General features: G+C 58.7%; 7 protein-coding genes. 3 read left to right on the top strand and 4 right to left on the bottom strand.

Annotated features, from left to right (window positions below):
* Positions 1-10: 10 nt before the first annotated feature.
* From RGV33_RS27865 to RGV33_RS27850, 4 genes are all read right to left on the bottom strand, one after another.
* Positions 11-1,639 carry an ABC transporter substrate-binding protein gene (locus tag RGV33_RS27865; RefSeq protein WP_322147532.1) on the bottom strand — a complete coding sequence of 543 codons (1,629 nt, stop codon included), beginning with the start codon at positions 1,637-1,639 and terminating at the stop codon, positions 11-13.
* A gap of 258 nt (positions 1,640-1,897) precedes the next feature.
* Positions 1,898-3,499, bottom strand: coding sequence for an ABC transporter substrate-binding protein (locus RGV33_RS27860; protein ID WP_322147531.1), 1,602 nt, complete (start codon positions 3,497-3,499; stop codon positions 1,898-1,900).
* A gap of 138 nt (positions 3,500-3,637) precedes the next feature.
* Positions 3,638-6,958 carry a dermonecrotic toxin domain-containing protein gene (locus tag RGV33_RS27855; RefSeq protein ID WP_322147530.1) on the bottom strand — a complete coding sequence of 1,107 codons (3,321 nt, stop codon included), beginning with the start codon at positions 6,956-6,958 and terminating at the stop codon, positions 3,638-3,640.
* A gap of 248 nt (positions 6,959-7,206) precedes the next feature.
* Positions 7,207-7,920, bottom strand: a complete 714-nt coding sequence (locus RGV33_RS27850) for an SIMPL domain-containing protein (protein WP_322147529.1) — start codon at positions 7,918-7,920, stop codon at positions 7,207-7,209.
* A 206-nt stretch (positions 7,921-8,126) separates the two neighbouring features.
* Between RGV33_RS27850 and RGV33_RS27845 the strand changes: the two genes are divergently transcribed.
* From RGV33_RS27845 to RGV33_RS27835, 3 genes are all read left to right on the top strand, one after another.
* A complete protein-coding gene (locus RGV33_RS27845) occupies positions 8,127-9,389 on the top strand; it encodes an ATP-binding protein (protein WP_322147528.1) in 1,263 nt (420 codons plus the stop codon).
* A complete protein-coding gene (locus RGV33_RS27840) occupies positions 9,382-9,942 on the top strand; it encodes a response regulator transcription factor (RefSeq protein ID WP_003216016.1) in 561 nt (186 codons plus the stop codon). Before RGV33_RS27845 ends, RGV33_RS27840 begins: the two co-directional genes overlap by 8 nt.
* 99 nt (positions 9,943-10,041) lie before the next feature.
* The gene (locus tag RGV33_RS27835) at positions 10,042-11,766 is read left to right on the top strand and encodes an ABC transporter ATP-binding protein/permease (RefSeq protein WP_322147527.1); all 1,725 of its coding nucleotides are present in this window, start codon (positions 10,042-10,044) and stop codon (positions 11,764-11,766) included.
* The last annotated feature ends 1,014 nt before the right edge of the window (positions 11,767-12,780 follow it).

The following is a 12,780-nucleotide window of genomic DNA, read 5'->3' as shown; positions in this document are numbered from 1 at the left end:
CCAGAGATCTTTACTTGCCGCTTACGCTCACGCCGTAGAAGGAGTTCAAGCCAAATGGGCTGATCTTGAAGTCCTGCACGTTGTTGCGCATGGGTTGATACACCGTCGAGTGCGCGATAGGTGTCATCGGGACTGCATCTTTGAGGATATGTTGCGCCTGCTTGTACAGCTCGGTGCGTTTGGCTACGTCGGAAGTCGCCTTGGCTTCTTTCACGATGCCGTCGAATTTCTTGTCGCACCACTTGGAGAAGTTGTTGCCGGCCAGGGAATCGCAGCCGAACAGCACGTTCAGCCAGTTGTCCGGGTCACCATTGTCGCCGCTCCAGCCAATGATCATGGCCTGGTTCTCGCCGCCTTTGGAGCGCTTGATGTACTCGCCCCACTCGTAGCTGACGATGTTCACTTTCAGGCCGATCTGTTTCCAGTCGTTCTGCAGCATCTCGGCCATCAGCTTGGCATTCGGGTTGTACGGGCGTTGAACCGGCATGGCCCACAGGGTGATCTCGGTGCCTTCTTTAACGCCGGCTTTCTTGAGCAGTTCCTTGGCCTTGGCCACGTCGTGCGGAGCATCCTTGATGGTGGTGTCGTACGACCACTGGGTTGGCGGCATGGCGTTGACAGCCAGTTGGCCTGCGCCCTGGTAAACCGAGTCGATGATCTGCTGCTTGTTCACCGACATGTCCAGGGCTTCACGCACCCGGATGTCCGACAGCGGGTTAGGCGCGGTCTGGCCCTTGAGCACCGGCATCACGTTGTAGGCGATGTAGCCCAGGTTGAAACCGGCCTGGTGCGGCAGTTTCAGGTCCTTGTCTTCACCCAGCGCCTTGAGGTCGGCTGGACGCGGGAACAGGGTGACCTGGCATTCGTTTTTCTTCAGCTTCTGGATACGCACCGACGGGTCGGTGGTGATGGCGAAGATCAGGTTGTCGATCTTCACATCGGAAGGGTTCCAGTAATCCTTGTTGCCGGTGTAGCGGATGTTGGAGTCTTTCTGGTAGCTCTTGAACACGAACGGACCAGTGCCGATTGGCTTCTGGTTGATGTCCTGGGCCTTGCCTTCCTTCAACAGCTGGGCGGCGTATTCAGCCGACTGGATGGAGGCGAAGCTCATGGCCAGGTTCTGGATAAAGGCGGCGTCCACAGTGCCAAGGGTGAACTTGACGGTGTGGGCATCGACTTTCTCGATGTTCTTGATGTTGGTGTCCATACCCATGTCCGTGAAGTACGGGAACTCGGTTGGGTAGGCTTTACGGAATGGATCGTCTTTATTGATCATCCGGTTGAAAGTGAACAGTACGTCGTCAGCCGTGAATTCACGAGTTGGCTTGAAGTACGGGGTGGTGTGGAACTTGACGCCTTCACGAAGGTGGAAGGTGTACGTCAGGCCATCCGGGGAAACGTCCCAGGTAGTGGCCAGCCCAGGAATCACGGCGGTGCCGCCGCGCTCAAACTGGGTCAGACGGTTGAACATGGTTTCGGCCGAAGCATCGAAGTCTGTTCCGGTGGTGTACTGGCCTGGGTCAAAACCGGCCGGGCTCCCTTCGGAGCAGAACACCAGATTGCTCGCCGCTTGGGCGAAAGGTGCAGCAGCCATTAAACCGGCGCTGACTAATAACGGAATGACTGCGTGTTTAAGCATGTTGGCCTCATGATTTGTTGTCATTTTTGGTAGTGAGGGCGACCTCGTGAGTCGACCTGCGGATACTTATGCAGGGGCCATACCCATTGCAAGATGTTGAGAGCCTACAACGGCTAAACAGTGGTACGAACGTACACGAATGTCGCATATGTGTAAGTTCAGACACATTTACGCACTTTTGAAGGGTTTTTTCGGTGCAGTGAGCGCACCACAAATGCCCAGCCGAGGCGTCTGGCGCACTCGGTTGGGGCAGAGCTGTTACTTATTCAGACTGACGCCATAGAAGGGGGTAAGCCCAAACGGGCTGATCTTGAAATCCTGCACTTCCTTTCGAAGTGGCTGGAAAACCGTCGAGTTCGCGATAGGCGTTATAGGTACCTGTTCCTTAAGGATTTTTTGTGCCTGTTGATACCACTTGATCCGCTGCTCGCGGTCGCTGCTGACCTTCGCTTCCTGCACCAGCTTGTCGTACGCCGGGTTACACCATTTCGCGTAGTTGCTGCCCTTCACCGCAGCACAACTGTAGAGCACGCCGAGCCAGTTATCCGGGTCACCGTTGTCGCCCGTCCAGCCGTAGATCATCACGTCATGCTCGCCGGCCTTGGCGCGTTTGATGTACTCGCCCCACTCATAGCTGACGATATTGGCCTTGATGCCGATCTTGTCCCAATCCTGCTGGATCATCTGGGCCGACATTCGGGCGTTGGGGTTGGACGCGCGTTGAACTGTCATCGCCCACAGGTTGATGGTGGTACCTGGTGCAACCCCTGCTTCTTTTAGTAGCGCCCGAGCCTTGGCCGGATCGTAGGGCGCGTCCTTGATGGTGGGGTCATAAGACCACTGCGCTGGCGGTAATGCGTTCTGCGCCAATTGCCCGGCGCTTTGGTACACCGCTTTGATGATGGCCGGCTTGTCGATGGCCATGTCCAGGGCCTGGCGCACCTTGAGCTGGTCCAGCGGCGGGTGGGTCACGTTGTAGGCGAGAAAGCCCAGGTTGAAACCGGCCTGCTGAAGCACCCGCAGGTTGGGGTCCTGTTTCATCACGTCGATGTCGGAAGGTCGCGGGTAACCGCTCACCTGGCATTCACCGGCCTTGAGCTTTTGCAGGCGCACGGCGGCATCCGGGGTGATCGAGAACACCAGGTTGTCGAGCTTCACATCCTCAGGCTTCCAATACTGGGTGTTGGCGCTGTAGCGAATCTGCGAATCCTTCTGGTAACGCTTGAACACGAACGGCCCGGTGCCCACCGGCTTCTGGTTGATGTCGGCGGCCTTGCCTTCCTTGAGCAACTGCGCGGCGTATTCGGCGGATTGCACCGAGGCGAAGCTCATGGCCAGGTTTTGCACGAAGGAGGCGTCAACGTTATTGAGGTTGAAGCGCACGGTGTGCTCGTCGAGTTTTTCGACGCTTTTTATCGTGGTGTTCAATCCCATGTCGGTGAAGTAGGGCGATTCCGACGGGTAGGCTTTACGAAACGGGTTCTCGGGATCCAGCAGGCGCTGGAAGGTGAACAGCACATCGTCGGCGTTGAAGTCGCGGGTGGGGGTGAAGTAGTCGGTGGTGTGGAACTTGACGCCGTCCCGCAGGTGGAAGGTATACGTCAGCCCGTCTGTGGATACGTCCCAGCGGGTTGCCAGGCCGGGTTCGACTTCTGTGCCGCCGCGCTTGAACTGGGTCAGGCGGTTGAACACGGTTTCGGCGGACGCGTCAAAGTCGGTGCCGCTGGTGTACTGGCTTGGGTCGAAACCGGCGGGGCTGGCTTCGGAGCAATAGACCAGGGTGCTGGCCGCCTGGGCCATCGGCAGAAACGCCAGCAGGCCGGCGGCAAGGAGCAGCGGTTTTAAGGTGATTCTTTCCATGGAGACCCCTGAAGTGGCAGGTGAACGCTGCGCAAACGAAAACGGCGGTCACCGAGGTTACCGCCGTTCAGGTTTATCAGGTAGAGGGCAGGGGGCCAGGCGCTGTGCCTGTTAGCCCTCTATTGGCAACTGCGCGTTTTAAACATCGGTTACAACGGACAGTTGAACACTGCTGGGTGCGTGCTTCTCGATAATGTAGGGATTGCTGTCCGTGCCGATTTCATTGCTCTCCCTTATGGTAAAGGTGCGTCTGGTCGTGATCTCGACGCCAGGCACCTTCATCAGATCCTGGTCGGGATTCGAAACAGGGTTTTTGGAAACAACGCTGACCTGCGCGCTGTTATCAATGGGGTCGTATTCGATAGTGAACCTGGTCTCTCCTCCGCTGAGGTAATACCCGTCCTTGAGCCCGGAATCCCCCCCGTTTATGTACTGGGTGGCGGGTGCCAGAGAGCCTTGGTGGGCGACTTCAGAGATACGCGCGCGCATCAATGGGTTGGGAACTATCTCTTCGAATTGCTGCAGCCTTCCCGCTTTAAGCCCATCCTCGGTAGTGGCAGCGCTACTGAGCATTTTGCCGAGCCCGGGTTTTGCTTTGTTGATCACCAAGTAGTCGAAACGGTGAATGTCTTTTACAAAGCTGTCCGAGTAGTCGCCTGTGCCTAATGGGCTGGGCCTGGCTTTTTCGGCGTCCAGGACCGTGAAGTTTTCTTCTTCCAGCGCCCAGGAAACCTGGAATTTTTTTTCGGTGACCACCCCGTTCACTTGTTGGGTGTTTTGAACGGAATGCTCATATTTGACGTTTTCATCAAACCGCAAATATTCATCAATCTTTTCGGCTCCCTTGGTTTCCAGCCCGTTCACCTCGAAATTTTTCGCGATGGGTGAAGGAGGCCTCTGTTCGATCGAGGACGACGAAGACGAACTGCGGTTCCACGGCCATCCGCCCTTGCCAGTTGACCGCACCCATTCACCGTCGCGGGCATGGTTCACCGTCATCACGGGTTTGCGGGTAATGGGGTCAATAATCTGCACGTAGTTGTCACTGAGTTTGAAATCCCCCCTGATCTCGTACACCTTGCTGACGCCTGTGTCGTCGGTGTGCCGGATTAACCACTGGTCGGCGCCGTTACCGTCCTTGACCTGATAAATGCCCTTGGCGTTGGGTGTGCCAGTGGCAATTAAATGATCACCGTCTGCTACCGCATGGCCACTGATAGTGCCGGCCTGCGAAGGCTGTAGCCGATCAGGCAAGCCACGGCCTGTACGGCCCTCTTGCAGCGTGTTGATGGGGGTTGCCTGGCCGGGTAACGTCGCTGCGTTCTCGCCCGGTGCTGCAAACGGGTCTTCGACCTTCCCGCTGGCGCCGCCAGCCGAGAACAGCGTGTTAAGCGCGCCATCGAAGGCTTTCCAGGCGCCGTCGCTGCGTTCTGCCTGGTTGTCGCCCGAGGCGGCTTTTTCCGCACCCAATGCCAGTTCCGTGACACCGAGCACAGCGGCTATGGCGGCGACGGGCGCAGCGATTGGCGCCATGGGCGCGACCAACTTCGCAGCGGCGCATATGTTATTGAGCCAGGTGTCTCGGGTTACCTCGCTGTTGGATTTAATCGCGATGTCCGCATCGCTGATCATCCGTTCCTTCGTCTGGTCACGCATTTGGCTGAAAACATCACCTTCGATGCGCACATAGTTGCGATCAATGGTTTCGCCTTCCATCTGTGACCAATCACCATTGCCCAAGTGATCGAGCGAGGAGTCGACACCGAATTTTCCGAACACGCCGCCATCCTGGCGGTTGTACAGGGAGAAGTGCGAAGCGAGCGCCTCGCGTTTTTTCGGGTCCTTGGCTTGCTCAACCACCCATTCGTCCATCTTGTCCAGGGACGCAAACTTCAGGAATGCCGGCGTGGCACCTGGGATGTAGAGAATTTGCGTACCGTCACGCCGGTTGTTTTGATAGTTGTACTGCCCATCATCCAGGGCCGCGAACCGGATAATGTCGCTGGAGCCCCAGCCATTGATGTCAAACGAATAGGCCCGCAACTGGTGTTTGGCCGGTGCGTCTGCCTGCAGCTGGGCGACGGTCAGCGGTGCGTTTTCATCCTCGGGAACATTGGAGGCTGCCTTCATCACCAGTCGATAGTCATCCCGGGTGAACTGGTGTTCGGCCGGCATCAGCTTCTTTTCGAGGGCGGGCCTGGTGTCATTCGCGCTCAGTTGCTCGCGTGCCTGTTGAATAAACTGCCCTTTCAAGGCCGTGCGGTAATCTGCGCCCTTGGCGCTCCAGAAATCGTCTATTTTTGCACTCATGCGCGCCTGGAAGTCAGTTTTCCAACTGCCGTGCATCAGCGTCGAAGGGGCCAGGGGAAACTGATTGTGGGCACCGTAACCGCCCTTGGTGCTGTCTCCGCGTCCGACCTTGTAGATCCCGGCTTCGGCGTCAAGTTGGCCGGGGATTTGGTCATGTTCCGAGAAATTATCCAGTAACGCGTCCGGAAGGCGTTTGGAATAAAACGGTTCTTCATCCATGTGCATCGCGCCGGTCGCCGTGCCGGGCGAGGCATTTTGGGTGTGACGGAAGCGATTGAAATACAGGCTGTCGGGGTCTACGTGTTTCTGGCCGGTCTCTTTTTCGATCAACTCCCCAGCCCATTTTTTGGCTTCGTTGTGCACATTCGGGTAAGCCGTTGCCACCTCGCTCGTCAGGCGGGCAAAGGCCAACTTTTGCGGTGCGGCTAGATAAGATTGCCCGGCATCAGCCTTCTGTATTTCCAGGGCCTGCGCCGAGCGCAGGTTGGCAGGCCGCAGGGGGTCGTTTGGGGCAATGACATCGAAAGAGTTGTTCTGATCGAGTCGACGGATTTGCGCCCTGCCCTCAGCCAGGTTGGCGGGGAGGGGCATGCCATAGAAACCTGCGACCACCTTCACGGAGACGTCCACGGTATTTTCGCCAGAGCGTATGCGTAACTCCTGGGCGGCGCGGGGGGCAATGACTTTGCCGGACGCAAGCAGTGGCCCTGAAACTTGTCCCCAGCCAGTGCCGTCGGTGAGAGAGAAGTCTTTCTTCGTACCGTCGACTTTGGCAGACATGGCGCCGGTGGACGGGACAATCGTCAGGCTGGAGGGGTCAATTTTTTGCTCGCGCATCCAACCCTGGATAATCGGGTGTTCAAGTTGCGAGCGATGCAGTTCAAGCCATTGGCCCAACACCGTATCGGCCGCCACCTTGATAAAACCGGGCGGATGACCCTCGACCTTGCGCTGTATTGCCGCGATGTACGCCTGGAGCAGGGCGGAGTCGCCTGGCGCCGGCGCCTCAACGTGTCGCGGTTGCGCCGGTGCAGAGGCCTGCGTGTTGTGGGCGCTGGAAGGTGGATTGGGGAGCGCCGTCATTAAAGCTGTTTGCGGCGAGGAATGGCTATTTACGTTCAGCATGGACGGGGACAAATGATGGGACATGGTTGCGGTACTCGATAGTGGTTAGGACACATACCCGCAGAGCAATCCCTGTCAGCGTGGGGGGTATACATAGGTGTCGGAAAACGGATATCGATTCCGTAGTGCAGTCAGTAGTCAATTGCAGGATGTGTTGTCACTCCTAAAAAACCGTGCCTGCCCGAAGTTTCGTGGGTGGGGCGGTGCGGTTTCATACAGGCAAAAAAAACGCTGCCCGTAGGCAGCGTCATTGCAATCCAGGTACTGCTTGATCAGGGCATCTGGACTTCGATTACACCATCAGCGGTCATATTGACCTGGCTGGTACCTGCCTCGACTTCCGGCGTCGGTGCCGAATCCATCGCCGCGGCTTTCATCATCATCCCGCCGCGGGCATACGGTTGCGGGTAACCGTTGGTATTGAAGTTCAAGTTAACGATCTTGTAGCCCTTGCCGCCCAGTGCCTCGGTGGCCAGTTGTGCGCGGGCCTTGAACGCGGTGACGGCTTCCTTGAGCAACGCATCTTCGCTGGCCTTGCGGGTCGGGTTGGCGATGGCGAAGTCCATGCTGTCCATTTTCAGGTTGGTCAGCATGTCGCCGGTGAGTTTGGACAGTGCGGCAAAGTCAGCACTTTCCATGCGTAGTTCAGCGCGTTCACGCCAGCCGGTGATTTTCTGGTTCTTGTTGTCGTAGATCGGGTAGCTGTTGCGGCTGCCCTGGCGCAAGGTCACGCCTTTGACTTCGCGGGCCTGGGCCAGCGCCTTGTTCATGGTGGTGGTGATTTCGGCGGCCAGCTTGGCCGGGTCGGTGTTCTGCGACTCGGTGTACAGGGTGACGATCATCTGGTCGCGCGCCACTTCCTGGCTGACTTCGGCACGCAGGGCAATCTGGTTGTAATGCAGTTCATCAGCGGCCATGGCAGGCAGGCTGGCGAGGGTGGCGGCGCCGAGGGTGATAACGGCAGCACTGCGAATGAAACGTGACATGGAAGCTCCTTGAGATGTTCGTGTTCGGTAAGACTGTAGACGCAAGGTTTCAGTTCTTCGGGTTTACACAATCGCTACAAGTTGGCAGTTGCCGACGAACGGTCATGTTCCTGACCCCTGCGTCAAAGAGCCACACACGCCGTGCCAGGGCAGTCGCTTCGTTTATACTCCGTGCGATCCGCCTGCAGCGCTCATCGGGAGAGCTCATGCTCGCCGCCGTAAAACTGACTTCCGCCACCCGCCAGAACCTTTGGCGCCTGACGTTTATCCGCACCCTGGTGCTGGCCGCACAGGCCGGTTCGGTGGGGCTTGCCTATTGGTTCAAACTGTTGCCATTGCCTTGGTTGCAGTTGGCCGTGACCCTCGGTTTCTCCACGGTGCTGTGCGTGTTTACCGTTATCCGGCTGCGCACCACGTGGCCTGTGACCGAGCTGGAATACGCCCTGCAACTGGCCTGCGACCTGTTTATCCACAGTGTGTTGCTGTACTTTTCGGGCGGTTCCACCAACCCTTTCGTGTCCTATTACCTGGTGCCGCTGACCATTGCCGCAGTTACCTTGCCGTGGCGTTATTCGGTGGTGCTGTCGGGTATCGCCCTGACCCTGTACACCTTGCTGTTGGCGCAGTTCTACCCGTTGCAGACCTTCCCCATCGCCCGCGAAAACCTGCAGATCTACGGCATGTGGTTGAGCTTCGCCCTGTCGGCGGCGGTCATCACCTTCTTTGCCGCGCGGATGGCCGAAGAGCTGCGCCGCCAGGAAGAACTGCGCGCCATTCGCCGTGAAGAGGGGCTGCGCGACCAACAGTTATTGGCCGTCGCCACCCAGGCGGCCGGCGCGGCCCATGAATTGGGCACGCCGCTGGCGACCATGAGCGTATTGCTCAAGGAAATGACCCAGGACCACCACGACCCGGCCCTGCAAGATGACCTGAGTGTGCTGCAGGAACAGGTCAAGCAGTGCAAGCTGACCTTGCAGCAACTGGTGCGCGCCGCCGAGGCCAATCGCCGCCTGGCCGTGGAGATGCAAGACGTGACCCAGTGGCTGGACGAAGCCCTGAACCGCTGGCATCTGATGCGTCCCGAAGCCAGTTACCGTTTCCACCTGCTGGGCCAGGGCGCGGTGCCGCGCATGGCGCCGCCGCCGGACCTGACCCAGGCGCTGCTGAACCTGCTGAACAACGCCGCCGATGCCTGCCCGGAAGGGTTGGAAGTGACGCTGAACTGGGACGCGGAAGACCTCACCATCAGCATTCGCGACCATGGTGCCGGTGTACCGCTGGCGATTGCCGAGCAGATCGGCAAGCCATTCTTTACCACCAAGGGCAAAGGCTTCGGCCTGGGCCTGTTTTTGAGCAAGGCCAGCGTGACCCGCGCGGGTGGCTCAGTGAAACTCTATAGTCATGAGGAAGGCGGCACGCTCACCGAGCTGCGCCTGCCCCGTGTCGCACGAGGAGACATCGATGAGTGACGAGATCCAAGTCGAAGGCGAAGAACTGCCGCACCTGCTGCTGGTAGATGACGACGCCACCTTTACCCGCGTGATGGCCCGCGCCATGAGCCGTCGCGGCTTTCGCGTGAGTACCGCAGGCTCCGCCGAAGAAGGCCTGGCCATCGCCACGGCCGACCTGCCGGAATACGCCGCCCTGGACCTGAAAATGGACGGCGACTCCGGCCTGGTGCTGTTGCCCAAGCTGCTGGAGCTGGACCCGGAAATGCGCGTGGTGATCCTCACCGGCTATTCGAGCATTGCCACCGCTGTCGAGGCGATCAAGCGGGGCGCCTGCAATTACCTGTGCAAGCCGGCAGACGCCGACGACGTGCTGGCGGCCCTGCTTTCCGAGCACGCCGACCTCGACACCCTGGTGCCGGAAAACCCGATGTCGGTGGACCGCCTACAGTGGGAACACATCCAGCGCGTGCTGACCGAGCACGAAGGCAACATCTCCGCCACTGCCCGCGCCCTGGGCATGCATCGCCGGACGCTGCAGCGCAAGTTGCAAAAGCGCCCGGTCCGACGTTGAACGGCGACTGAACAACCTGCTTCAGGCTGCACGGAGCCCCGGATCGATCAGCTATGATCGATCCGACGCCTGTTCTTTATTTCCTACCGAGCCTGAACAATGAATCAGAACGCTGAGTATTCCGCGGTCAACGACGCGGTGCGTGGGCAATTTTTAAGGAAAGTATGGGCGCTGATCACCCCTTACTGGCGCAGCGAAGAGAAGGGCCAGGCCAGGCTGTTGCTGCTGGTGGTGCTGGGCTTGTCGCTGTTCAGCGTGGCGGTGTCGGTATGGTTCAACAGCTGGAACCGCGACTTCTATAACGCCCTGGAAAAGAAGGACTACGACGCCTTCACCCACTTGCTGATGTACTTCAGCGTGATTGCCGTGGTGGCGATTGTGACTGGCGTGTTCACCTCCTATTTGCAACAGATGCTCACCATCCGCTGGCGGCGCTGGCTGACCGAAACCTATTTCGCCAAGTGGTTGAGCCAGAAGAACTACTACCACCTGGAATACGGCGGCTACACCGATAACCCCGACCAGCGTATCTCCGAAGACCTCAACGCGTTCACCAGCAGCACCCTGAGCCTGGGGCTGGGCTTTATCAGCAACCTGGTGAGCCTGGTGTCGTTCTCGGTGATTTTGTGGGGCGTGTCCGGCAGCATCGAAGTGTGGGGCATCACGATTCCCGGCTACATGTTCTGGGCGGCGCTGGTGTATGCCGTGCTGGGCAGTTGGTTGACTCACTTGATTGGTCGAAAATTGATCAGCTTGAGTAACCGTCAACAGCGCTTTGAGGCCGACTTGCGTTTCAGCCTGGTGCGGGTGCGGGAGAACGCCGAGAGCATCGCGCTGTTCAATGGCGAGCCTAATGAACACCAGCAACTGAGTACGCGTTTCGGGCGGGTGTGGAGCAACTTCTGGAGCATCATGCAGCTCAAGAAGCGCCTGAATTTTTTCACCAGTGGTTACTCGCAGATCGCGATCATCTTCCCGTTTGTGGTGGCTGCGCCGCGCTATTTTTCCGGGCAGATAGAGCTGGGTGTATTGATGCAGGTCGCCAGTGCGTTTGGCAGTGTGCAGGGCAGCCTGAGCTGGTTTGTGGATGCGTACACCGTGTTGGCCAGTTGGCGTGCTACGTGTGATCGTTTGCTGAGTTTTGGCCAGGCGATGGAAGACAACGAAGGCCGCAACATGGGCATCGAGTTGCAACGCCAAGGCGGTGATTTGCAGGTGAGCAACCTCAATCTGGACTTGGCGGATGGTCGGCACCTGCTTGACGGCGCCAACCTGACCGTCGCCGAAGGTGAGCGCCTGATGGTCAGCGGTCGTTCCGGCAGCGGCAAATCAACTTTGCTGCGGGCCATGGGCAATTTGTGGCCAAACGGGCATGGCAACATTCGTTTGCCGGCCGAGCGTTATCTGTTCCTGCCGCAGAAGCCGTATTTGCCGATTGGCACGTTGCGCGGTGTGTTGAGTTATCCACAGGAGGAGGGCGCCTACCCGGCGGAACGTTATGCACAGGTGCTGGAAACCTGCCGCCTGGCGCATCTGATTCCGCGGTTGGACGAAGCTAACCACTGGCAGCGGATGTTGTCGCCGGGTGAGCAGCAGCGTTTGGCGTTTGCCCGGGCGTTGTTGTTTGAACCGCAATGGCTGTACATGGATGAGGCCACGTCGGCGATGGACGAAGAGGACGAGGCGGCGCTGTATCAGGCGTTGATCGATGAGTTGCCGGGTTTGAGCATTGTCAGCGTTGGGCATCGCAGCAGCCTCAAGCGTTTCCATGGGCGGCATGTGCGGATCGAGAACGGTCAGTTGGTGGAGCAGGTGCTGGTTTGAGTCTTTGGGGCATATCCGTTTCTTCGGTAACGGCGGCTTAGGGTTCCGCTCTTACAGCGGGTCACTTTTGGCAAACGCCCCAAAAGTAACCAAAAGGTCTTTGCCCCACCACTCGGTGCCTCGCTTGGGCTCGGCATGCCCGCACTCCGGCCCGGTTCCGCGGGCCGCCGCGACGGGCCATCCATGGCCCGGCGCGGCTAAATCGGCATCCTTGCCGATTTACCCGCTCCACCGTGCCTGCTTGCGGCCATCGTGGTTGACGGGGCCCGCAGATCAAGATCAAAAGCAAGAGCACGGCGGCCTGAAAGCCGACCTGAGTGTTAAAAGCCAGCTCAAAAGCTGTAGGAGCTGGCTTGCCGGCGATGCAGACAACTCGGTTTTTCAGACACCCCGCGGCGATGCCATCGCAGGCAAGCCAGCTCCCACATTTGAACCGCCGAGCACGGCGGCCTGAAAGCCGACCTGAGTGTTAAAAGCCAGATCAAAAGCTGTAGGAGCTGGCTTGCCGGCGATGCAGGCAACTCGGTTTTTCAGACACCCCGCGGCGATGCCATCGCAGGCAAGCCAGCTCCCACGTTTGAACCGCCGAGCACGGCGGCCTGAAAGCCGACCTGAGTGTTAAAAGCCAGATCAAAAGCTGTAGGAGCTGGCTTGCTGGCGATGCAGACAACTCGGTTTTTCAGACACTCCGCGGCGATGCCATCGCAGGCAAGCCAGCTCCCACATTTGAACCGCCGAGCACGGCGGCCTGAAAGCCGACCTGAGTGTTAAAAGCCAGATCAAAAGCTGTAGGAGCTGGCTTGCCGGCGATGCAGGCAACTCGGTTTTTCAGACACTCCGCGGCGATGCTATCGCAGGTAAGCCAGCTCCCACATTTGAACCGCCGAGCACGGCGGCCTGAAAGCCGACCTGAGTGTTAAAAGCCAGAGCGAAAGCAGAGCCGCTTTTCTGTAGGAGCTGGCTTGCCGGCGATGCAGACAACTCGGTTTTTCAGACACACCCCGGCGATGCCAT

This window comes from Pseudomonas sp. Bout1 (genome assembly GCF_034314165.1).
GTDB lineage: Bacteria > Pseudomonadota > Gammaproteobacteria > Pseudomonadales > Pseudomonadaceae > Aquipseudomonas.
Note: the sequence above shows the minus strand (reverse complement) of the source record. Positions and strands in the feature narration are given on the sequence as shown.